Genomic DNA, 23,491 nt, shown 5'->3' with positions numbered 1-23,491 from the left:
ATTAATGCAAACGGTTGCTGCCGTGTCAACGCCTGTGAATGCAGAAATCCAGGGGTATTGACCCGACGTGCGGCGGTGGAGCACAGTATCGCTGCAACCCTTTGCAGTCGCCTGCAGCAGTTCCAGGGAGCGACAACCGATGCACACCCGCTACGCGATCGTCGGCACCGGATCGCGCGCTGAGATGTTCACGCGCGCACTCACCGGGCCGCATCGCGACACCTGCGCGCTCGTCGCGCTCGCCGATCCGGAGCCGCACCGCCTTGCCGTGCACAACGCACGGCTGCCGGCGCCGGTCCCCACCTACCCAGCCACCGAGTTCCGCCGCATGCTGCACGAGGAGAAGGTCGACGTCGCGATCGTCACCACCGTGGACCGGGTCCACGACGAGTACATCGTGGCCGCTCTGGAGTCCGGTTGCGACGTGCTCACCGAGAAGCCGATGACGGTCGACGCGCAGCGCTGCGCCAGAATCCTCGACGCGGTGCGGCGAACGGGCCGCCGCGTCCGGGTGACCTTCAACTACCGGTACAACCCACTCCATGAAACTTTCAAGCGACTGATCGCGTCGGGCGAGATCGGCGAGGTCGGATCCGTGCACTTCGAGTGGCTGCTCGACGTGCGGCACGGCGCCGACTACTTCCGCCGCTGGCACCGCGACAAGGCCAACTCCGGCGGCCTGCTCGTGCACAAGTCCGGGCACCACTTCGACCTGGTCAACTGGTGGCTCGACGACGAGCCCGCCGAGGTCTACGCGCAGGGCCGGCTGTTCTTCTACGGCGAGGCCGGCGCCGGCGCCGGCGCGCCCCGGGACCGGTTCGCGCTCGGCAGCGACCCGCACCGCGACGAGCTGTACACCGGCACCAGCGACGGATACCAGCGCGACCAGGACGTCTTCGCGCCGGGCGTCACCATCGAGGACGACCTCGCCGTCCTCGTCCGCTATGCGCGCGGCGCCACGATGACCTATCACCTGACCGCCTACGCCCCCTGGGAGGGCTACCGGGTGATGTTCAACGGCAGCAAGGGCCGCCTCGAGCTGGAGGTGGTCGAGAGCGACCACGTCGCGGCCGGGGCCACCGGGCTCATCAAGGGCGACGAGCCGGGCCGGGCCACGCTGCGCGTCCATCCACATTGGAGCGAGCCGCGCGAGATCCCGATCCCTTACGAGCGGGAGGGCCACGGCGGCGGCGACGCCCGCATGCTCGCCGACCTGCTCGGTAGGCCCGACAGCAACGATCCCGGGCTCGGCGTCGCCGCCGCCGAGGCCGAGGACGGCGCCCGCGCGCTGCGCATCGGCCTGGCCGCCAACGAGTCCATCGCCCTCGGACTGCCCGTCAGGATTCGCAATGACTAAGACGCTGCTGCACGACGACCAGCTGCTGCCCGCCGAGCCCGGCCTCCGGTCGATCGCGCGGGAGCTGTACCGGCACGCGAAGGACCTCCCGCTCATCAGCCCGCACGGCCACGTCGACCCGGCGATCATCGCCGACGACCGGCCGTTCCCCGACCCGGCCAGGCTCATCGTCGTGCCCGACCACTACGTGACCCGGATGCTCGCCAGCCAGGGCATCGCCCCGCACGAGCTCGGCGTGCCGACCGTCGACGGCAGCCCCACCCAGACCGACGGGCGCACCATCTGGCGGCTCCTCGCCGCCAACTGGCACCTGTTCCGCGGCACCCCGTCGCGGCTGTGGACCGAACGGGTCCTCTGCGACGTCTTCGGCGTCACCGTGCCGCTGCGCGTCGACACCGCCGACCTCGTCTACGACCTGCTGTCCGAGCGTCTCGCCGACCCCGCGTTCCGGCCGCGGGCGCTGTTCGAGCGGTTCAACCTCGAGGTCCTCGCCACCACCGAGTCGCCGCTGTCGGACCTCACCGCGCACGCCAAGCTCGAGGCCGACGGCTGGGGCGGGCCGGGCGGGCGGGTCATCACCACGTTCCGCCCCGACGACGTCGTCGACTTCGAGTGGCCCGGCTGGGCCGGCCGGATCGAGCAGCTCGGCGTGACCACGTTCCCGCAGTTCCTGGAGCGGCTGCGGGAGCGGCGGCAGGCGTTCATCGCGGCCGGCGCCACCTCCAGCGACCACGGCCACCCGACCGCGGCGACCCTGGCGCTGCCGGTCGCGCACGCCGCCGCGCTGTTCAACAAAGCCCTCACCGGCAAGGCCGACAGCCGCGACGCCGAGCGCTTCCGCGCGCACATGCTCGTCGAGTTCGCGCGGATGTCCGTCGAGGACGGCCTCGTCATGCAGCTGCACCCGGGCGCGGCCCGCAACCACAACACCGCCCTCTTCGCCCGGCACGGCCGCGACGTCGGCGGCGACATCCCCTCGCCGACGGAGTACGTACGCTCGCTGAAGCCGCTGCTCGACGCGTTCGGCACCGACCCTCGCTTCCGTGTCGTGCTCTACACGCTCGACGAGACCACGTTCACCCGGGAGCTGGCGCCGCTCGCCGGCGGCTACCCCGCGGTGTTCCTCGGCGCGCCCTGGTGGTTCCTGGACAGCCCCGAGGGGCTGCGCCGCTTCCGGGAGACGGTCACCGAGACGGCCGGCTTCGCCAACACCGCCGGGTTCGTCGACGACACCCGCGCGTTCTGCTCCATCCCCGTCCGGCACGACGTCGCCCGCCGCGTCGACGCCGGGTTCCTCGCCCGGCTCGTCGCCGAGCACCGCCTGCCCCTGGACGAGGCCGCCGAGACCATCGCGGACCTCGCCTACCACCTGCCGAAGCGCGTCTACGCGCGCACCGTCGGCGCCCGTGTCGCTGAAGGAGCACAATGATCACCGGGTTGACCGTCCACGACGTCAGGTTCCCCACCGCCGCGGCGGGCGACGGGTCCGACGCGATCAACCGGGGCGACTACTCCGCCACCTACGTCGAGCTCACCACCGCCGAAGGCGTCACCGGCACCGGCCTCACGTTCACCAACGGCCGCGGCAACGAGATCACCTGCGCCGCCGTGCGGGCACTCGAGCACCACGTCGTCGGCCACACCGTCGAGGAGCTGTGCACCGCCGAAGGGTCCCGCACCCTCACCGCCGACGTGCAGCTGCGCTGGCTCGGCCCGGAGAAGGGCGTCATCGCCCTCGCCGCCGGCGCCGTCCTCAACGCCGTGTGGGACCTGCGGGCCCGCCTGGCCGGCAAGCCCCTGTGGCAGCTGCTGGCCGAGCTGCCGACCGCGGACCTCCTCGCCGCCGTGGACTTCCAGCACATCACCGACGCCCTCACCCGCGACGAGGCCGCCGCGATCCTCGACAAGGGGCTGCCGGAGTACGAGGAGCGCCTCGCCCACGCACGCGCCGCCGGCCTGCCCTCCTACACGACGTCGGTCGGCTGGCTCGGCTACCCGGACGACAAGGTCCGCGCGCTGACCCGGCAGGCCGTCGCCGACGGCTGGACCGCGGTGAAGATGAAGGTCGGCGGCGCCATCGACGACGACGTGCGCCGCGCCCGGATCATCCGGTCCGAGATCGGCCCCGACGCGCTGCTCATGCTCGACGCCAACCAGGTGTGGGACGTCGACGAGGCGATCGCCAACCTCGGCCGGCTCGCCGAGGTCGACCCGTACTGGATGGAGGAGCCGACCCACGCCGACGACGTCCTCGGCCACGCCCGCATCCAGCGGGCCCTCGACGGGATCACCGGCGGCCGGTGCCGCGTCGCGACCGGCGAGGTCGCCGCCAACCGGGTCATCTTCAAGCAGCTGCTGCAGGCCGACGCGATCCGCGTCATGCAGATCGACGCGTGCCGGGTCGCCGGCGTCGGCGAGGTCCTCGCCGAGCTGCTCATGGCGGCGAAGTTCGGCGTGCCGGTCTGCCCGCACGCCGGCGGCGTCGGACTGTGCGAATACGTGCAGCACCTCGCGTTCTTCGACTACCTGCGGATCACCGGCAGCATGGAGGGCCGGATGGTGGAGTACGTCGACCACCTGCACGAGCACTTCACCGACCCGGTCACCGTCGTCGACGGCCGCTACCGGCTGCCGGTCAACCCCGGGTACAGCGTCGAGCTGCGCCCCGGGTCGATCGCCGAGTTCTCCTTCCCGGACGGGCCGGCATGGCGCGCCTGAGCCTCTCGACGCCCCTGAAGGTCGAGCCGCCCGTGCGGCCCGGCGACGTGGGCGCCGGCATCCTCCACTTCGGGCTCGGCGCGTTCCACCGGGCGCACCAGGCGGTGTACATCGAGGACGCGATCGCCAAGGGCGGCGGCGACTGGGGGATCGTCGGCGTCGCGCCCAGCTCCCGGAACGTCCTGGAGGCGCTGCGCGCGCAGGACATGCTGTACAGCGTGCTCACCGTCGACGGGCCGGACGCGAGCGCCCGGGTGGTCGGCGCGTTCGACAGCGTGCTGCACGCCGGGTCCGAGCCGGGTGCCGTCCTCGGCCGCATCGCCGACCCGGCGATCAAGGTCGTCACGTTCACCGTCACCGAGAAGGCCTACGCGCCCGGCTCCGCCGTGCTCGACCTGCTGGTGCGGGGGCTGCGGCTGCGGGAGACTCCGCTGGCGCTGGTCAGCTGCGACAACCTCAACGGCAACGGCGAGCTGCTGCGCGGCCTCGTCGGCGACGCGCTGCAGGACCCCGACGTCATGGAGCTGCTGAGCTTCCCGGGCACGATGGTCGACCGGATCGTGCCGGCCAGTACACCGGAGACCCTGGCGACGGTGGAGTCCCTCATCGGCGCCAGGGACGAGGCCGCCATCGCCGCCGAACCGTTCCGGGAGTGGGTCGTGCAGGACGACTTCCCGGGCGGGCGGCCCGCGCTGGAGCTCGCCGGCGTCACCCTCACCACCGACACCGCACCCTACGAGCTGCGCAAGCTCCGGGCGCTCAACAGCGTGCACTCCGCCCTGGCATACCTGGGCGTCCTCGCCGGCGCGCAGACCATCGACGCCGCCCTCGCGCTGCCCGGCTACCGCGCGGCGATGGAGGCGTTCATCGAGTCCGACATCGCGCCGACGCTGTCGCTGCCCGTTCACGAGTACGGGCAGCAGGTCCTCGGCCGCTTCGCCAACAGCGCGCTGCGCTACCGCACGCTGCAGGTCGCCGGGGACGGCAGCCAGAAGCTCCCGCAGCGCCTGCTCGGCACCGTCGCCGACCGGCGCGCCGCGGGGGAGGTGCCGGTGTACGCCGCGCTCGTCCTCGCCGCCTGGATCCGGTTCGTGGGCGGCCGCGCCGACGACGGCACCGAGCTGCCCCTCGACGACCCCCTGGCCGACCGGCTGCGGGGCGCGTCCACGGAGCAGCGGCTCACCATGCTGTCCCCGGGGCTCGCCGACGACGCGCCGCTGCGCGCCGAGATCGAGCGGTGGCTGCGCGACCTGGAGCGGCACGGCGCCGCGGCCACCCTGGCGGCCCTGTGAGCGCCACCCCCACGATCGCGCTCATCGGGGCGTCCGGCCACGGGCGGCGGCACCGGCAGAACATCGCGGCGCTCGGTGACCGGGTCCGTCTCGTCGCCCTCGGCGAGGTCCAGCCGATGTTCGGCGAGGAGCTTCCCGTGTACGACGACCACCGGCTGCTCCTCGCCGAGCACAAGCCGGACTACGTCGTCATCTGCACCCCGCCGCACACCCACCTGGGGATCGCGCTGGACGCCGTGCACGCCGGCGCGGACCTGCTGCTGGAGAAGCCGCCGGTCCTCGACGTCGCCGCGCACGAGCGGCTGTCCGCGGCGCTCGCCGCGACCGGGCGGCGCTGCCAGGTCGGCTTCCAGGCGCTCGGCTCGCCGACCCTGCCCGCGCTCGCGGCGCTGGACCTCGGCGAGCTGACGCACATCGCGGTCGCCGGCGCGTGGTGGCGGCCGCTGTCGTACTGGACGCGTTCACCGTGGTCCGGCCGGCGCGCCGTCGACGGGGCCCTCGTGAACCCGTTCGCGCACGCGCTCATGCAGGCCCTCGCCATCGGCGGCGTCCGTCCACCGTGGACCCTGGAGCTGGAACGCTTCCGCAGCAGGGACATCGAGGTCGAGGACACCGCCGCGCTGCGGCTCACCCCCGCGGAAGGGCCCGTCGTGACGGTCGCGGTCACCCTCGCCTCGACCGAGTTCATCGCCGGCGACATCACCGTCACCGGCACCCGGGGCACCGCCCACATGGTGTACCCGGAGGACCGCCTCGACGGCGCCGTCCTGCCGGGCAGGGTGTCGCTGCTGGAGAACCTGCTCTCCGGCGACCCCTTGCTGGCGCCGCTGTCGCGGACCCTGCCCTTCACGACCCTCGCCGAACAGATCATGGCCGCACCCGACCCCGTGCCGCTCGCCGGCGTGGCCCACGACGACGGCGTCGCCCTGCCCGGCATCGCCGACCTCGTGCGCGCCGCCGCCGCGCGGCACGCACTGCTCAGTGAAGTAGGAGACCTGCCATGCGCAAGCTGACCGTCGCCGACCTGCCCGACGGCGGGACCCCCGCCACCCTCGCCGCGATCGGCGCCGGCTGGGGTCCCGTCATCCGCGGCGGCATCAGCCGCTACGACGACGCCGGGCACCGCACCCACGCCGAGTCCGACCGGCACACCCACGACGTCCCCGAGATCTTCACCATCGTGCAGGGCAGCGGCCACGTCGAGATCGACGGCGCGCGGGCGGACACGTTCCGCGCCGGTGACCTGCTCATCATCCCGCCCGGCGAGGACCACCACCTCGTCAGCGACGGCGACGTCCCCCTGGTTTTCACGTGGATGCACCTCGGGAAGCTTGACCAGGCATAGGTGCCGGTCTACGTTGCTACTAGGAATGCGCTTTCCTGAGCCGTTCCGTACAGCGCGCATCGGCTGACCCGCCCAGTCCGCCCACAGAGCCGTACACCCCGTGCACGCGACGCCCCCACCGATCTCCTTTCCGGAGGCATCGCATGGAACCACCCCGCAAGCACCGGCGCCGCCGGTGGCCGATCCTGGCCGCCGGTGTCGCCGCCTTCACCGCCGTCGCCGCGATCAGCACGCAGGTCGCGTTCGCCGCGACGCTGTTCAGCGACACGTTCGCCGACGGAAACACCAACGACTGGTCGAAGTCCGGCGGCACCTGGTCGGTCGTCGACGGCGCGATGCAGCAGAGCAGCGCGGGCAGCGAGAACGCCCGCAACTTCGCCGGCAGCACCTCGTGGACCAACTACACGGTCACCGCCCGGGTGAAGCCGCAGTCCCTGGCGTCGAACGGGTTCGTCGGGCTGCTCGCCCGCGCGAAGAGCTCGACGACCTTCTACCGGCTGGCGCTGCTGCCCGGCAACTCGGTGCAGCTGCAGGCCGTCAACAGCGGCTCGGTCACGGTCCTCGGCTCGGCCAGCCGCACGGTCAGCACCGGCAGCTGGTACACCCTCGGCATCACCGTCTCGGGCAGCAGCATCACCGGCAAGGTCGACGGCGCCACCATCGCCACCGGCACCAGCTCGGTGGCGGCGACCGGCCGGATCGGTGTGCAGACCGGCTACGCGTCGGCCTCGTTCGACGACGTGACGGTGACCGACGCCGCCGGACCTGGAACCAGCAACAGCCCCACCACGCCCGTTCCGACGGTCTCCGACACCCCGCCGACGTCGTCGTCCCCGCCGCCGCCCAGCAGCGGCTGGCCGACGAAGTCGGGCGACGCGAGCGTCAGCGGCACCATCCCGGTGTCGGGCACGCTCGACGGTGGGATGAAGCGCTACTGCTGCATCGGTGACGGCGGGCAGAGCGAGAGCCAGGACCCGATGTTCGAGCTGGCCAACGGTGCGACCATCAAGAACGTGATCATCGGCGCGCCGGCCGGTGACGGCATCCACTGCCTCGGCACGTGCACGATCCAGAACGTGTGGTGGGAGGACGTGGGCGAGGACGCCGCGACGTTCCTCGGCACGGGCGGCGGCACCAGCTACGTGATCGGCGGCGGCGCGAAGTCGGCCAGCGACAAGGTGTTCCAGCACAACGGCAACGGCACGGTCAACATCTCCGGCTTCTACGTCGAGAACGCCGGCAAGCTGTACCGCGCCTGCGGCAACTGCACGAACTCCTACCAGCGCAACGTCGTGGTGGACAACATCACCGCCAAGTCCACGAAGGTGATCGCCGGCATCAACACCAACTGGGGCGACACCGCGCGCTTCAGCCGCATCACGGTGGTGGGCGACAGCTCCCACAAGACGATCATCTGCGACAAGTACAAGGGCGTGCCGAAGGGCAGCGAGCCGAGCCACATCGGCAGCGGCCCGGACAGCACCAACTGCCTGTACAACCCGGACACCGACATCATCTGGGCGTGACCGGTCGGCGGAGGGGCCCCGTGCGGGGGCCCCTCCGTCTGGTTTATGCGGAGACCTTCTGCCGCTGCGGCGCCTGTACCGCGGCCGGTCGTTTGCGCCCGAACCACAGGGCCCGCGCGACGATGCCCGGGGCGAACAAGGCCGGCGGCGCCTGCATCAGATTCGCCACCTGCAGGAACCGGCGCCCGACCGCGGCGCTGCGGCCCGACGCGGTCTGGATCTTCGCCACGTACGCGTTGAGGAACCGGGTCTTGCCGGTCCGCTCGCCCTGGACCTCCGGGTTGGCGAGGTCCGCGCCGACGGCGATGTCCCACGGCACGTCGACGACCTTCGCCGCCTTCGCGTAGAACCGGCGCGGCAGCCCCGCCCGGCCGGCCCGCAGCGCGTCGCGCAGCTCGATGGCCTCCGCGGCCGCGACGGTCATGCCCTGCCCGTAGGCGGGGTTGAAGGCACAGATGGCGTCGCCGATCGCGACGAAGCCGTCCGGCAGACGGTCCATCCGCTCGTACCGCCGCCGCACGCTCGCCGGCAGCCGCATCCGCAGCGGCGGGCCGAGCGGCTCGGCCGTGCTGAGCAGCTCGTGCACCCGCGGGTCGGCCAGCTTCGCGGTGAACTCCGCGTAGGCGTCGGGGTCGGTCGGCGGCGCCTGGCCCGCGCCGACACCGAGCAGCGTCACCATCCACCGGTCGCCGTCCGCGGCGATCGCGACCGCGCCGAACGGGCGGCCGGCGTTGGGGGAGTTGACGACGGCCGCGAAGTCCTCCCGGCCGGGGACCCGGCGGTAGTCGCGGGACACGTAGACCGTGAGGGGGTCGACCCGCTCCTCGGCGGGCCGCTCGAACCCGAGCGCGGCGAGCCACGTCGGTCCGCGGTTGCCGCGGCCGGTCGCGTCGACGACGAGGTCCGCGGCGATGTCGTGCTCGCTCCCGCCGGCCGGCAGGACCTTCGCGCCGGTGACCTTCCGGCCGTCGAAGAGCAGGCCGGTCGCCTCGTGCCCGTCGAGGATCACGACGTTGGGCAGGGCGCGGACCCGGCGGCGGACCCCGGCCTCGATCAGCGGCCGGCTCACGCACAGCCCGGCCAGCCCCGACACGACCCGGGGCATCGGCCGGTCGCCGGTGACCCACACGCAGTCGCGCATGAGGTCGACCGGGATCGCGCCCTCGGCGGTCAGCTCGGTGACGATGCCGGGGAAGAGCTCCTCGAGCACCTGCCGGCCCCTGGCCAGGAGCCCGTGCGAGTGCTCGCCCTGCGGCACGCCCTTGCGGCCGGCGGCGCCGGCGGGCAGGGTGTCGCGGTCAAAAATGGTGACGTTCGCAAATGATTCGCTCAGGACACGCGCGGCGAGCAGCCCGGCCATACTTGCTCCGAGCACGACGGCATGACCGGACCGGTCCTTGGGTGACAAGGGATCCTCCGGAGATGTGTGGTTGGCTGTGCGCTCACCGTAGCCACGGCGATTCCATCCACGGAAGCCTTCGTCACCGTCCGCAACGGGACAGTGGCCGCGCTCACGACCATGTATCAGCCCGTACGCTGCACGTTCGCCGCCCGCCTGTCGCGCACCTGACCACCGAGAGCATCCGTCGCGGACCCGAACTCACCGCGCGCCTCCGGTGCGGGCCGGGGCCCGCCGCTCGCCTCCGGTGCGGTCAGAGCAGGCGGCGGAGGGCCGTGCCGAGCAGCGCGCCGCCGGCGTCGTGCAGGGTCAGGGTGAGGTTGCCGGGGCAGCGGCAGATGCCGCCGGTGTACCGGCCGGTGGTGGTCTCCCGGCGCAGCGCTTCGAGCTCGGCGGGGTCGGTGACGACGGCCAGGACACCGCCGTCGCCTGCAACTCCGTCGCCGGTGTCGGACAGGACGCGCACCGATGCGGTGGCGGGCCACACGCCGGCGAGCCAGCCGGTGACCGCCGCGAGCCGCCGCGGTGGCACCACCGTGCCGACGGTGTATTCGCCGTCGGGCAGGTCCGCGGAAGGATCCCACACGAGCCGGGTGCCGTCGCCGTCGGCGGTGGCCGCGACCAGCCACGTGGGGTGCGGGCTGCCTTCGTGATACTCGTCGTGACACGCGAACCACTCGCGGACCTCGGCGGCGCCGTGGACCACGCCCCGCACGTCATCGGCGACACCCAGTGCGTCGAGCGCCGCGGCCGGCGGACCGTCGTGCCAGGTGGGGACGGGGGAGTCGGGTGCGGTCACAGCGACGCCGTCAGGGTGGCGATGACGGCGGCGGCGGGGCCGGTGGCCGCCTGGCGGTGCCCGGTGCCGGCCCACAGGTGCACGCGGTCCGTGTCGCCGGCCGCGGCGGCGGCCCTGCGCAGCGGGGCGGTCAGGTGGTGGACCTGCGGGTAGCCGAGGGGTGCGGTCGCGTCGTGCCGGTCGATGAAGCCGTTGCGCAGCGCCCGCGCCGGCCGGCCCGTGAACGCGCGGGTCACCACCGTGCCGTGCGCCGGCCACCCGGAGGCCGACTCCAGGGCGGCCCGGTGCGGGGCGGAGGTGCCGGCCTCGTCGGTGCGCAGCAGGGCCGTGCCGACCATGGTGGCGGTGGCGCCCGTGTGCAGGGCGGCGGCGACGTCCGCGGAGGTCGCGATGCCGCCGGCGGCGACGACCGGCAGGGGCACGGCGGCCCGGACCGCCGCGACCAGGTCGGGCAGCGGCACCGGCACCGTTGGCGGCGCCGACGGGGACAGGGTCGCCGAGTGGCCGCCCGCCGCGGGCGCCTGCACGACGAGCGCGTCGACGCCCGCCGCCGCGGCCGCGGCGGCCTCCGGCGGGGTGGTGACGGTCTGCAGGACGAGCGTGCCGGCGCGGCGCAGCGCGGCCACCGTGGACGCCGACGGGATGCCGAACGTGAAGCTGACCGCCGGGACCGGGTCGGTCAGCAGCAGGTCGAGCTTCTCCGCCCAGTGGTCGTCGTCGGCGCCGGCCGGCACCGCGGGCGCCAGGTCGTACACGGCGAACTCCGGCGCCAGCTCGTCCGCATACGCCGCCAGGTCCCCGACGGGACCCTCGGGCGGGGCGAAGAGGTTGACGCCGAACCAGCCGCCGCCAGCCCGGACGGCAGCCCGGACGGAGGCGATCCGCGACGCCAGGGCCGCGGGGGTCAGGTAGCCGGCGGCGAGGAACCCGCCGCCGCACGCGGCGAGCAGTGCGGGGGTGCCGGCGCCGCCGGCCATCGGCGCGGCGAGGACCGGCCCGGGAATCGAGGTCACGTGCCAATGTAACAACTTTCGTGACTACCCTCAGTTGTGCAAGTCGTTGCAAGAGCGGATGGCGTTTTTGCATGACCGTTGGTTAGACTGCTGGCGTGGTCACGAGACTGTCGAAGGTCGCGAAGTACGCCGGCGTGAGCGAGGCGACGGTCAGCCGGGTGCTGCACGACAGGCCCGGGATCGCCGCTGCGACCAGGGATTCCGTGCTTACCGCGCTGGACGTGATGGGCTACCAGCGGCCGTTCCGGCACCGCAGCGAGATGGCCCGGCTGGTCGGCATGGTGCTGCCCGACTTGCACAACCCGATCTTCCCCGCCTACGCGGAGGCGATGGCCGGCGCGCTGTTCCGGCAAGGTCTGGTGCCGGTGCTGTGCACCCGGACCTCCGACGGCGTCTCCGAGGCGCACTACATCGAGATGCTGCTGGCCAGGCAGGTCGCGGGCATCGTGTTCGTCGCCGCGAGCTACGCCGACGCCGGGCCCGAGCAGGCCGAGGCGCTGCGGAAGCGCAAGCTGCCGCTGGTGCTGATCAACCCCGCGGACGAGAACCGGGACGTGCCGCGGGTCGGCGTCGACGACGCGATGGCCGTCGACCTGGCCCTGAGTCACCTGCAGAGCCTCGGCCACCAGCGGATCGGCCTGGTCGTCGGGCCCGGCGGGCACGTGCCGTCGGACCGGAAGGTCGCCGAGTTCCTGGCCCGGGTGAAGGGCCCGTCGCGCAAGCTGGTCGCCCGCACGATGTTCTCGATGGAGGGTGGCCAGGCGGCCACGAACGGCCTGCTCGCGCAGGATGCGACCGCGGTCGTGTGCGCCAGCGACGCCCTGGCGCTCGGCGCCATCCGCGCGGCCCGCAAGCAGGGCCTGGACGTGCCCGCCGACCTGTCGGTGATCGGGTTCGACGACTCGGCGTACATGGCCTACACCGACCCGCCGCTGACCACCCTGCGCCAGCCGATCGAGACGATCGGCGCGGCCGCGGTCACGTCGCTGGTGGCCCAGATCGACGGGCGCAAGGTCGCCCTCGACGAGCAGCTCTACGACCCGGAGCTCATCGTCCGCGACTCCACCGGGCCGGTGAAAAACCGGGCCTGACCTGTGGGAACAACTACATTTGCAAGACTACGCAAGCGAAGTAGCGAGTTCTTGCATTGGATTGCAAGAAGCTATGGACTTTCTGATGTCCATGGCCCTACTCTCGTCTCCACGCGCCGGTGACAACGGCGCGGACCTCACACGTCGTGAGCGCATCGCGAGCGAGCGCGCCGCCAGCGCGTCGCGTCGCACGTGCGCCGCCAGCGCGTCGTGAGCGAGCAGCCACACCCCCTCGGGCCCGCCGCCCGCTCGTGGAGAGAGAGGCACCATGAAGCGCGTCGCCATAGCCGCCGCCCTGGCAGCATCACTATTTTTGACTGCATGCGGTGACAAGTCGGACGAGACAGAGGCGGCCGGCGGGCCGGTGACGATCACCGTCAACGGCATGCCCGCCGCCACCGACGAGTACAACCGGGCCAACTTCGAGAAGGACGTCAAGGACTTCGAGGCGAAGCACCCCAACATCAAGATCGACGCCAAAGAGGGTCAGATGGACCCGAAGACGTTCAGCGCCAAGCTCGCCGGTGGCCAGCTCGAGGACGTCTTCTACGTCTACTTCACCGACCCGCAGAACCTCATCGCGAAGAAGCAGGTCTCCGACATCACGCCGTACCTGGGCGAGGTGCCGGCGATCAAGGACGTCCGCCCCGTCCTGATGCAGGTCTTCAGCGACGCCAAGGGCAAGGTGTACGGGCTCCCGTCGGCCAACTACTCCCTCGGCCTGATCTACAACCGCACCCTGTTCCAGCAGGCCGGGCTCGACCCCGACAAGCCGCCGGCGACCTGGGCCGACGTCCGCGAGGCCGCCAGGAAGATCACCGCGCTCGGCAACGGCATCACCGGCTACGGCGACTTCAGCAAGAACAACACCGGCGGCTGGCACTTCACCGCCGAGCTGTACTCCGTCGGCGGCGACGTCGCGGTCAAGGACGGGGAGACCTGGAAGGCCGGCTTCAACAACGCCCAGGGCAAGCAGGTCCTGCAGCAGCTCAAGGACATGCGGTTCACGGACAGGTCGATGGCCGAGAAGCAGGCCCTCGAGTACGCCGACCTGCTGACCCACATGGCCTCCGGCAAGCTCGGCATGATGATCGGCGGCACCGGCGACCTGCCCAACATCGTCAACCAGTACAAGGGCAGGTACGAGGACTACGGCCTCGGCGTCATCCCCGACGGCAAGGCCACCCTCGGCGGCGGCGACGGCTACATGTTCAAGGCCGGCCTCTCGCCCGCGAAGATCAAGGCCGGCCTGCAATGGCTCGCGTTCCGCAAGCTCGACCCCGACCGCGTCGACGCCGACAAGGCCCTCGACAAGGAGAAGAACCAGCCGGTCGGCATCCCGGAGCCCAACATCTGGACCGGCGCGTCGGAGCAGAAGCTCATCGCCGCCAACACCAAGTACGCCAACGTCCCGGCCGCGAACTACAAGCCGTTCAACGCGGCCAGCTCCGGCGTCCCGCTGAAGGTCGAGCCGCCGAACGCGCAGCAGCTCTACGCCGTGCTCGACACCGCGATGCTGAAGGTCCTCACCGACCCGAACGCCAACATCGACCAGCTGCTCAAGGACGCCGAGACCCAGGCCAACCAGATCCTGGCGACAGTCAAGTAACGATGGCGACGATCACCCCGGTCCGTCCCGCGCCGCCTGTGAACAAGGCGCGGGACGGGCGGATCAAGCGCAGGATCGCCGACAACGCCACCGCGTACACGTTCCTGGCGGCGGGTCTGCTCTGCTTCGGCCTGTTCAGCTGGTGGCCGCTCATCAAGGGCATCATCCTCGCCTTCCAGCAGGACAACTTCGTCACCGAGCCGGAGTGGGTCGGCCTGAGCAACTTCCAGGCCGTGCTCGACGACCCGCTGTTCTGGACCGCGTGGAAGAACACGCTGTTCTTCACCGCCCTGGCGCTGGTGTTCGGCTACCTGGTCCCGTTCGCGGTGGCGATCGTCGTCCACGAGCTGCGCCACCTGAAGGGGTTCTTCCGTTTCGCCGTCTACCTGCCGGTGATGCTGCCCCCGATCGTCACGGTCATCCTGTGGCAGTACTTCTACGACCCCGGCAACGGGCTGTTCAACGCCGCCCTGTCGGCGCTGCACCTGCCCACCTCCGGATGGACGCAGTCACCCCGGATGGTGATGGTGTCGCTGGTACTGGTGAGCACCTGGGCCAACATGGGCGGCGCGACCATCATGTACCTCGCCGGCCTCGCCAGCATCCCGGGCGATCTCTACGAGGCCGCGGAGCTCGACGGCGCCGGCGTCTGGAAACGGATCCGGCACGTGACGCTGCCGCAGATGCGCTTCCTCCTGCTGGTCCTGCTCCTGCTGCAGATCGTCGCGACGATGCAGGTGTTCATCGAGCCCTACCAGCTGACGGGCACCACCAACCCCGACTCCATCACGGTGATGGTGCTCATCTACCGCTACGCGTTCACCGTCAACAACGACTTCGGCATGGCCGCCGCGATGAGCGTGCTGCTGTTCGTCGTGCTGGGCGCGTTCTCCGCCGTGTACCTGCGACTCACCCGGAAGTCCTGATGCGTTCCCTCATCTCCGACAGCGAGCTGCGCCGCCACCCGGTGCTGTACCGGGTCGTGCTGCTCTCCCTCGCGGTGCTGTTCGTCGTGGTGTTCGTGTTCCCGCTGTACTGGATGGTCACCGGCGCCGTGAAGACGCCGGTGGAGCTGGCCCAGCCGGTGCCGACGGTCGTCCCGCACAGCTGGCACCCGGAGACGTACCTCGACGCGTGGCGGAAGCTCGACATCGGCCGCTACCTGCTCAACACGGCGTTCTACGCGCTCGGCGGCTGGCTCTTCCAGCTGATCGTCGACGTCGCCGCCGCGTACGCGCTGTCGAAGCTGCGCCCGCGCTTCGGCAAGCTGATCCTCGGCGGGATGCTGGCGAGCCTGATGCTGCCGGCGGCGGCGCTGCTCGTGCCGAGCTACCTGACCGTCGCCGACGTGCCGCTGCTGCACGTCAACCTGCTCAACACCCCGTGGGCGCTGTGGCTGCCCGGCGCGGCCAACGCGTTCAACATCTACGTCCTGAAGCGCTTCTTCGACCAGATCCCCGACGAGCTGCTCGACTCCGCCGGCATCGACGGCGCTGGGCGGCTGCGCATGCTCTGGCACGTGGTGCTGCCACTGTCCCGCCCGGTCCTCGCCGTGGTCTCGATCTTCGCGGTCATCGGCGCCTGGAAGGACTTCCTGTGGCCGCTGCTGGTGCTGCAGGACCCCGGCAGCCAGACGATCAGCGTCGCGCTGAGCCGGCTGGCGTTCAACGGCTACGTGACCCCCAACGAGATGTTCGCCGGCCTGGCCATCGCCAGCATCCCGATGGTGGTCGTGTTCGCCGTCTTCCAACGCAGCATCTTGAGCGGCCTGTCCGCGGGCGCGCTCAAAGGCTGAATACACCCCCCTTCCACCGCAAGGAGATCTTCACGATGCTCCGACGATCCCGCCTGCTCGCGATCGGGGCCGCCACCCTGGTCGCGGCGGCCTCCATCATCCTCGCCGCCGCGATGCGTGCCGAGGCCGCCACCACCACCTATCAGGCCGAGTCCGCCGCGCTGAGCGGTGGCGCCGCGGTCGCGACCGACCACAGTGGATACACCGGCTCCGGGTTCGTGGCCGGCTACGTCGACGGCAACCAGGGCCGGGCAGCCACCACCTTCACCGTCGGCGTCTCCGGCACGGCGCAGCGCACGCTCACCCTCCGCTACGCCAACGGCACGGGCTCCGCCAAGACCCTGTCGCTGTACGTCAACGGCACCCGCGTCACGCAGGTCAGCCTGAACGCGACCGCGAACTGGGACAGCTGGGGCACCCGCGTCGACACGGTGTCGCTGAACAACGGCACCAACTCCGTCGCGTACCGGTTCGACAGCACCGACTCCGGCAACGTCAACCTCGACAGTCTCGTCGTCGCCGACATCCCGGCGCCGCCCGCCGGCACCTACGAGGCCGAGTCGGCGGCCCTGTCCGGCGGCGCGACCGTCGCGACCGACCACAGTGGATACTCCGGCACCGGGTTCGTCGGCGGCTACACCGACGGCAACCAGGGCCGGGCAGCCACCACCTTCACCGTCAGCCGCTCCGGTGCGGGCTCGTCGTCGCTGACCCTGCGCTACGCCAACGGCACAGGGTCGGCGATGACGCTCTCCCTGTACGTCAACGGCTCCCGTCTCACTCAGGTCTCGCTGCCCGCGACCGCCAACTGGGACACCTGGGGCACCCGAGCCGACACGGTGACCCTGAACAACGGGACCAACAGCGTCGCGTACCGGTTCGACGGCACCGACTCCGGCAACGTCAACCTCGACAATCTCGTCGTGGCGAGCGTCGCCACGTCGCCGACCCCGTCGACGTCCACCCCACCGGCGTCCGGCGGGGCGGAGCTGGAGACCGCGTTCCTGTCCGGCGGCGCCACCACGGCGACCTCGATCGGCGGGTACACCGGCACCGGCTACGCGACGGGCTTCACCGCCGTGGGTGCCCGCGCCATCCGCACCGTCAACGTCACCGACGCCGGCAACGCGGCCACCACCCTCCGGTACACCAACAGCACCGGCGGCACGAAGACGCTGTCCACCTACGCCAACGGCGTGAAGGTCGGCCAGATCTCGCTGACCGCCGGCAGCGGCTGGCTCACCGCGGCGCAGACCCTGCCGCTGCGGGCCGGGCTCAACCTGATCGGCTACCAGTACGACAGCGGCGACTCCGGCAACGTCGCCCTCGACAACGTCGCCGTCGCCGGCTCGACCGCCCTCGCCGCGCGCGGCGCGACCGTCGCGTACACCGAGTACGAGGCGGAGAACGGCAGCACCAACGCCACCACGATCGGCCCCGACCGCGCCTACCTGACCGTCGCCGCGGAGGCGTCCGGCCGCAGGGCGGTCCGCCTCGACAACGCCGGCAAGTACGTGCAGTTCACGCTGACGAAGCCGACCAACTCCCTGGTCGTGCGGGCGTCGGTGCCCGACAACGCCGCCGGGACCGGCACCACCGCCAACCTCGCCGTCTACGCCGGCGGCGCGAAGGTCAAGGACCTGCCGGTCAGCTCCACCTACAGCTGGGTGTACGGCGCCTACCCGTACAACAACAACCCCGCCGGCGGGGAGGCGCACCGCTTCTTCGACGAGTTCCGCACCACGCTGCCCAGCTACCCGGCCGGCACCGTGCTGAAGCTGCAGAACGACGGCGCCACCCCGATCACCGTCGACCTCGTCGACACCGAGGTCGTCGCGCCGGCGCTGGCCGCGCCGGCGAACGCGCTGTCCATCGTGGACTACGGCGCGGTCTCCGGCGGCGGTGACGACACCGGCGCGTTCAACTCGGCGGTCGCCGCGGCCAGGTCGCAGGGCAGGACGCTGTGGCTGCCGGCCGGCACCTGGGACATCACGTCCCGGATCAACGTCGACAACGTCACCGTCCGCGGCGCCGGCATGTGGCACACCACGGTCCGCGGCGCGAACGGCAAGGGCGGCTTCTTCGCCACCGGGCCGCGTGTCCAGCTCGCCGACCTCACGATCGCCGGGGACGTCCGGTACCGCGACGACACCAACTTCGACGCGGCCCTGGAAGGCGACTTCGGCACCGGCTCGCTGCTGCACAACCTGTGGATCGAGCACACGAAGGTCGGCCTGTGGGCGTCCAGCGGCACCGACGGCCTGTACGTCGCCGGGCTGCGCATCCGCGACACGTTCGCCGACGGCGTCAACCTCAACGGGGACCTGCGCAACACCCGCGTCGACCAGAGCGTCCTGCGCAACACCGGCGACGACGCGCTCGCCATGTGGTCCAACAGCGCCCCGGTCACCGACAGCGCGTTCACGTTCAACACCGCGCAGCTGCCGATGCTCGCCAACACCGCCGCCATCTACGGCGGCAACGGTAACCGGATCGAGGACAACCTGTTCTCCGACACGGTCTACGCCTCCTCCGGCATCGCGGTCAGCACGTGGCACGGCGCGCAGCCGTTCGCCGGCACCACGAGCGTGCAGCGCAACACGCTGACGCGCACCGGCGGGTACGAGCGCAACTGGGGCTCCTCGATCGGCGCCCTGTGGTTCTACGCCGAGGCCCGCGACATCACGGGAACGTTCACCGTCAAGGACGTCGACATCCTCGACAGCTCCTACCAGGGCCTGCTCATGACGTGGCAGAGCACCATCTCGGGCGTCACGTTCGACCACGTCAGGATCGCCGGCGCCGGCACGTACGGCATCGAGATCTCGGCGGCGGGCAGCGCGACCTTCAACTACGTCACGGTTTCCGGCGCCGCCTCGGGCGGCCTCCTGAACAACACCGGCTACACGCTCGTGCGTGGCCCCGGCAACTCCGGCTTCTAACGCAGTCACCAGCTTCGGTGCGGCAGCGCCGCAGGCCGGCCGGGGGGTTCCCACCCCGGAGCCCCCCATGCGACGCTGCCGCGCCGCACTACAAGCAAACCGATCAACTGCCAAGAGAAAGCGGGGACCTCCAGTGTCCACAGCAGACACCCGATGGTGGCGCGACGCGGCCATCTACCAGATCTACCCCCGGTCCTTCGCCGACCACAACGGCGACGGCGTGGGCGACCTGGCCGGGGTCCGGGCCCGCCTCGGGTATCTGCGGGACCTGGGGGTCGACGCGATCTGGTTCAGCCCGTGGTTCCCGTCCCCGATGGCGGACGCCGGCTACGACGTCGCGGACTACCGTGACATCGACCCGGCGTTCGGCACCCTGGACGAGGCCACGGCGCTGATCGGTGAGGCGCACGCCCTCGGCATCCGGATCATCATCGACGTCGTGCCCAACCACACGTCCGTCGCGCACGCCTGGTTCCAGCGGGCCCTCGTGGACCCGTCCTACCGGGACCGCTTCTGGTTCCGCGACGGCCGGGGTGACCTGCCCCCGAACGACTGGGGCTCCATCTTCGGCGGGCCCGCCTGGACGCAGGTCGCCGACGGCCAGTGGTACCTGCACATGTTCGACGCCGGCCAGCCCGACTTCAACTGGGACAACCCGATCGTCCGCGAGGAGTTCGAGGACATCCTGCGGTTCTGGTTCGACCGCGGCGTCGACGGCATCCGCATCGACTCCGCCGCGATGGTCGCCAAGGACCCGGCGCTGCCCGACTTCGACCCCGCGTCGCCGCCGGACCCGCACCCGTGGAACGACCGCGACGAGATCCACGACATCTACCGCGCCTGGCGCCGCGTCGCCGACAGCTACCCCGGCGGCCGCGCCCTCATCGGCGAGGTCTGGCTCGCCGACCCGCACCGCTTCGCGCAGTACCTGCGCCCGGACGAGCTGCACGCCGCGTTCAACTTCGACTTCCTCGGCTGCCCGTGGGACGGCAAGGCGCTGCGCCGCTGCGTCGACGAGACCCTCGACGCGCACGCCGCCGTCGGCGCGCCCGCCACCTGGGTGCTGTCCAACCACGACGTGACCCGCCACGTGACCCGCTACGGCCGGGCCGAGACCGGCTTCGAGCACCACCTGCGGCAGACCCGGCACCTCGCCCCGACCGACCTGGCCCTCGGCACCCGCCGGGCCCGCGCCGCCGCGCTGCTCACCCTGGCGCTGCCCGGCTCCGTCTACGTCTACCAGGGCGAGGAGCTCGGCCTGCCCGAGGTCGAGGACCTGCCGGCCGCGGCCCGCCAGGACCCGATCTTCGCCCGCACCGGCGGCGCCGACCCGGGCCGCGACGGCTGCCGCGTCCCGCTGCCGTGGTCGTCCCCACCGGCCGCGCCCGGCTGGCTCCCGCAGCCCGCCGGCTGGGCCGCGTACACCGTCGAGCGGCAGTCGTCCGACCCGTCGTCGATGCTCAGCCTGTACCGGCGGGCCCTCGCCGTCCGGCGCACGGAGCCCGGCCTCGGCGACGGCCCGATGGCGTGGCTGGACGCCCCGGCGGACGTGCTCGCCTTCACCCGCGAGGGCGGCTTCGCCTGCGTCGTCAACCTCTCCCAGACCCCGGCGCCGCTGCCACCCGGCACGGTCCTGCTCGCCAGCGGCCCCTTCGACGGCGACCTGCTGCCCCCGGACACGTCGGTCTGGCTGCGACTGTGACCCTTCCTGACGGCCGCCGGCGCGCGGCTGTGACGCTTCCCGATATCGCCGCCGCGCGGCTGTGACGCTTCCCGGCGTCGCCGTCGCGCGGGTGTGACCTGGACGGGCGCCGTCGCGCGGCGGTGACCTTGACGGGCGCCGCCGCGCCGGTGGCGCCCGTCGGACGGTCGGCCAGGAGCGCAGCTGCCGCAGCTCGTCGTGCGTCGGCCCGGCTACTTCCGCGACGTGGCCCTACGCGGGCTGGACGAGGCGGGCGGGCAGGCCGGACTCGGCGACGGCCGCTCGCAGGGCGTCGGGGTCGCCGCCGTCGACGCCGAGGGCGGCGGCTCGGGGGTACGGACGGACCCTGGCGCCCGCGTCCTCCAGGGCGAGGACCAGGCCCAGCACGCGGCCCTCGACGTCGCCGGTGAGCAGGACCCGGCGCTCATGGGACTGGGAGCCGCCGCGGCCCTCGAAGGCGTCCTGGAGCACGGCGGCGGTGGAGCGGGTCATCGTGCGGGTGGTGTTCACGCCCGGCGGGGCGGGGGAGTAGACAGGCCAGTAGGCGTGGCGCTCGCCGCGGCGGGGGCGGCGCGGGTGGCGGGCGCAGTGCCGCAGGAAGCCGGCGAGGTCGGTGACGTGGTGGGCGCGGGCCTCCGCGACCAGCACCGCCCAGGTGAACCCGCCGACGAGGCCCCACGCGGCGCCGTCGAGCTGGCGGGCGCGGGACCAGGCGCGGACCGCGGTGAGCAGCGACCGGAACGCGGGGTCCGCGGCGGGCAGCGCGTCGGCGTCGCGGATCGCGAGCACCGCCCGCAGGTCGGCGTCGTCGAGGGACCCGAGGTCCAGGTCGGACAGCGGGTCGAGGGTGACCCGCTGCACGTCGACGCCGACGTCGGCGACCGTCGCGCGGACGACGGGGACGACGGTGCCGGCGAGCCTGGCGCCCGGCAGGAGATCGGCGAGGTCGGCGAGGGCGCCGGTGGTCTGCCAGACGAGGTCCAGGTCGGTCGACGGGCCGCCGACGCCGAGCCGCACCGACCCGGCGACGTGCAGCCGCCCGCCCGGGTCGACGGCCGCGCAGGCCTCGGCGACCGCGTCGAGGGCGACCCGGTGCGAGGGCGACGGCAGGGCGCTCCACGCCGGCATGGGCGCCGCCGAGGGGGAGGGCGCGGGGCCGAGGGGCACGCTGCGCCGGACCTCGAAGGGTTCGTCGCCGCGCCGGCTGATCAGGTCGACCGCCGACACCGTGAACTCGACCGGGTGCCACCCCGCCTGCCAGCGCTCCACGGTGGACGCCACGTCGGGCCCGGTGAGCTTCGCGACCGTCAGGTGCGGCGTGAACCCGCCACGACTGTCCTGCTCGGCGCAGCCCGGGAACCGTCGCGCCAGCGCCGCCTGCAGCTCCAGCAGGGGCTCGGCCGGGTCGGGCGCCAGCCACACCGTGGTGCTGCCGCGGTGCGCGAACGTGCGGAACCGCGACAGGCGGATCCGCAGCGGCCCGAGGCTGGCGACCGCCTCGCGCACCGCCCGCTCGGCCTCGGCGAACGAGGCGTCGGGGACGAAGCCGTACACCAGGTTGATGTGCGGCATCCAGCGCCGGAACGACGGGTCGTGCGCCGCACGGATCGCCTGCAGCGGCGCCCACACGGCGGGCGGCGGGCGCAGTACCAGCGCCGACGTGTGCACGGAAGCGGCGGTGACCACAGTGGACGGTGCCGCGTCCTGCAGCAGCGCGGTGACGCCGAAGTGGTCGGAGACGAACCGTTCGCCGTCGAACGGCCGGTCGCCGAACCGCTCCACGGCGAGGGGGACGAGCCCGCCCGGGGTGCCGGAGCGGATCAGGATCCGGTCCAGGCGCAGCGACCGCCCGGTGCGGGACGCGACCGCGGCGAGGGGGTTGACGGCGGGGTCGAACGTGAAGCCGGCGTCGTGCGGGTGCAGCGCCCGCCACGCGTCGGTGTAGCCGGCGACGTCGGGGCGGGTGTCGTCGCCGAAGTTGACGTCGGCGAGGACGACGGCGCCGCCGAGGTCGCCGCGGGAGAGCCGCTCGTCGATGATGCGCAGCTGGTGCTCCCGGCGCTGCTCCGCCCCGGCGGTGTGGTCACTGGTCAGGTGCGCGGCGACGAAACCGACCTGACGGCCGTTGAGGCCGACCTTGCCGACGATGGTCCGCTTGTACGTGCTGAGCCGGTGCACCTCGATCGTCATCGGCCACCGCGACAGCAGCACCGTGCCGTAGCCGGCTTCCGGGTCCGGGCCGGCGGAGACGTGGTAGCCGGCGCGGACCCACTCGGCGTCCAGCAGCGCCTCCCACAGCGCCGCGGTGACCTCGTGCAGCGCGACGACGTCGGCGTCGAGGCCGGCCAGGAGCTCGACGCACGCGGGGATGCGCAGCAGCGGGTAGGTGAGGTCGCGGTCGTACGCGTCGGAGAGCACGTTGAACGTGGCCACCTGCAGCGCGTCGGCCCGCACGTCGCCGGCGGGCCCGGCGGGGACCCACGCGCCGGTGGACGGGTCGAACCGCAGGCACGCGGACGCGTCGAACGCCACCTGCCGGCGCGGCCCAGCGGCGGGCCCAGCAGCGGCAGCGGCGGGCACGGTGGACAGGTCCTCGGCGGGCGTGTCGCCGGTGCCGAAGACGAGGTCGATCCGCGCCTGCCGGTCCCAGACGACGCGGTTGCCGGCCTTCACGTACCGCACCCGGTGCCACGGCACGTCCCCGCCGGCGACGAACAGGGACAGCGGCGTCTCCCTGACCCCGGCACCCCGCTCCTCGTAGCCGACCACGAACCGTGTCGCGTCGAGGGTCGCGTCGAACCGGATCCGGGACACGACATCCTGGACGGGGCGCAGGCCCGCGGTGCCACGCCCCTTCGCCATGCCCGGATCGTAGGCGCCGCCGGCAACCACCGGCCACCGGT

The 23,491-nt window shown here is 72.4% G+C and carries 17 protein-coding genes; 13 read left to right on the top strand and 4 right to left on the bottom strand.

Annotated features, from left to right (window positions below; genetic code table 11):
• The first annotated feature begins 139 nt into the window (after positions 1-139).
• From ACQEVZ_RS57745 to ACQEVZ_RS57715, 7 genes are all read left to right on the top strand, one after another.
• Positions 140-1,357 (top strand): Gfo/Idh/MocA family protein, encoded by a 1,218-nt coding sequence (locus ACQEVZ_RS57745; RefSeq protein WP_433385056.1) that lies wholly within the window; start codon positions 140-142, stop codon positions 1,355-1,357.
• Positions 1,350-2,786: a glucuronate isomerase gene (gene uxaC / locus ACQEVZ_RS57740; RefSeq protein WP_433385053.1), complete on the top strand. Its 1,437-nt coding sequence runs from the start codon at positions 1,350-1,352 to the stop codon at positions 2,784-2,786. Before ACQEVZ_RS57745 ends, uxaC begins: the two co-directional genes overlap by 8 nt.
• Positions 2,783-4,075, top strand: coding sequence for an enolase C-terminal domain-like protein (locus ACQEVZ_RS57735; protein ID WP_433385050.1), 1,293 nt, complete (start codon positions 2,783-2,785; stop codon positions 4,073-4,075). Before uxaC ends, ACQEVZ_RS57735 begins: the two co-directional genes overlap by 4 nt.
• Positions 4,063-5,367 carry a mannitol dehydrogenase family protein gene (locus ACQEVZ_RS57730; RefSeq protein ID WP_433385047.1) on the top strand — a complete coding sequence of 435 codons (1,305 nt, stop codon included), beginning with the start codon at positions 4,063-4,065 and terminating at the stop codon, positions 5,365-5,367. The genes ACQEVZ_RS57735 and ACQEVZ_RS57730 overlap by 13 nt, the downstream gene beginning before the upstream one ends.
• Positions 5,364-6,380, top strand: a complete 1,017-nt coding sequence (locus tag ACQEVZ_RS57725; RefSeq protein WP_433385044.1) for a Gfo/Idh/MocA family protein — start codon at positions 5,364-5,366, stop codon at positions 6,378-6,380. The genes ACQEVZ_RS57730 and ACQEVZ_RS57725 overlap by 4 nt, the downstream gene beginning before the upstream one ends.
• On the top strand, positions 6,368-6,712 hold the full coding sequence (locus ACQEVZ_RS57720; RefSeq protein WP_360571814.1) for a cupin domain-containing protein: 345 nt from the start codon (positions 6,368-6,370) through the stop codon (positions 6,710-6,712). The genes ACQEVZ_RS57725 and ACQEVZ_RS57720 overlap by 13 nt, the downstream gene beginning before the upstream one ends.
• 143 nt (positions 6,713-6,855) lie before the next feature.
• Positions 6,856-8,238 carry a pectate lyase gene (locus ACQEVZ_RS57715; protein ID WP_433385040.1) on the top strand — a complete coding sequence of 461 codons (1,383 nt, stop codon included), beginning with the start codon at positions 6,856-6,858 and terminating at the stop codon, positions 8,236-8,238.
• 43 nt (positions 8,239-8,281) lie between these two features.
• On the opposite strand, the gene ACQEVZ_RS57710 is transcribed toward ACQEVZ_RS57715, so the two are convergent.
• The 3 genes from ACQEVZ_RS57710 to ACQEVZ_RS57700 form a co-directional block, all read right to left on the bottom strand.
• Complete coding sequence (locus ACQEVZ_RS57710) at positions 8,282-9,613, bottom strand: FAD-dependent oxidoreductase (protein WP_433385037.1); 1,332 nt, start codon at positions 9,611-9,613, stop codon at positions 8,282-8,284.
• Positions 9,614-9,890: 277 nt separating this feature from the next.
• Entirely contained in the window at positions 9,891-10,436 is a 546-nt protein-coding gene (locus ACQEVZ_RS57705; protein ID WP_433385034.1) for a hypothetical protein, read from the bottom strand.
• Positions 10,433-11,449, bottom strand: coding sequence for a nitronate monooxygenase (locus tag ACQEVZ_RS57700; protein WP_433385031.1), 1,017 nt, complete (start codon positions 11,447-11,449; stop codon positions 10,433-10,435). The genes ACQEVZ_RS57705 and ACQEVZ_RS57700 overlap by 4 nt, the downstream gene beginning before the upstream one ends.
• Positions 11,450-11,544: 95 nt before the next feature.
• On the opposite strand from ACQEVZ_RS57700, the gene ACQEVZ_RS57695 reads away from it, so the two are divergent.
• The 6 genes from ACQEVZ_RS57695 (at position 11,545) to ACQEVZ_RS57670 (ending at position 20,588) form a co-directional block, all read left to right on the top strand.
• Positions 11,545-12,540, top strand: a complete 996-nt coding sequence (locus ACQEVZ_RS57695) for a LacI family DNA-binding transcriptional regulator (protein WP_433385028.1) — start codon at positions 11,545-11,547, stop codon at positions 12,538-12,540.
• Between the two features lie 364 nt (positions 12,541-12,904).
• A complete protein-coding gene (locus tag ACQEVZ_RS57690) occupies positions 12,905-14,149 on the top strand; it encodes an extracellular solute-binding protein (protein WP_433385025.1) in 1,245 nt (414 codons plus the stop codon).
• 2 nt (positions 14,150-14,151) lie between these two features.
• The gene (locus tag ACQEVZ_RS57685; RefSeq protein ID WP_344504648.1) at positions 14,152-15,075 is read left to right on the top strand and encodes a carbohydrate ABC transporter permease; all 924 of its coding nucleotides are present in this window, start codon (positions 14,152-14,154) and stop codon (positions 15,073-15,075) included.
• Positions 15,075-15,944, top strand: coding sequence for a carbohydrate ABC transporter permease (locus ACQEVZ_RS57680; protein ID WP_433385021.1), 870 nt, complete (start codon positions 15,075-15,077; stop codon positions 15,942-15,944). Before ACQEVZ_RS57685 ends, ACQEVZ_RS57680 begins: the two co-directional genes overlap by 1 nt.
• A gap of 35 nt (positions 15,945-15,979) precedes the next feature.
• Entirely contained in the window at positions 15,980-18,886 is a 2,907-nt protein-coding gene (locus tag ACQEVZ_RS57675; protein WP_433385018.1) for a CBM35 domain-containing protein, read from the top strand.
• A gap of 133 nt (positions 18,887-19,019) precedes the next feature.
• Positions 19,020-20,588, top strand: coding sequence for a glycoside hydrolase family 13 protein (locus tag ACQEVZ_RS57670; RefSeq protein ID WP_433385015.1), 1,569 nt, complete (start codon positions 19,020-19,022; stop codon positions 20,586-20,588).
• A gap of 231 nt (positions 20,589-20,819) precedes the next feature.
• Here ACQEVZ_RS57670 and ACQEVZ_RS57665 read toward each other — a convergent pair whose 3' ends face one another.
• Positions 20,820-23,450: an RNA repair domain-containing protein gene (locus tag ACQEVZ_RS57665; RefSeq protein ID WP_433385012.1), complete on the bottom strand. Its 2,631-nt coding sequence runs from the start codon at positions 23,448-23,450 to the stop codon at positions 20,820-20,822.
• Positions 23,451-23,491 lie beyond the last annotated feature (41 nt).

Source organism: Dactylosporangium sp. CA-152071 (assembly GCF_050936335.1).
Lineage (GTDB): Bacteria > Actinomycetota > Actinomycetes > Mycobacteriales > Micromonosporaceae > Dactylosporangium > Dactylosporangium maewongense.
The sequence above is the reverse complement of the archived record's forward strand: the minus strand, read 5'-3'. Positions and strand labels throughout refer to the sequence as shown.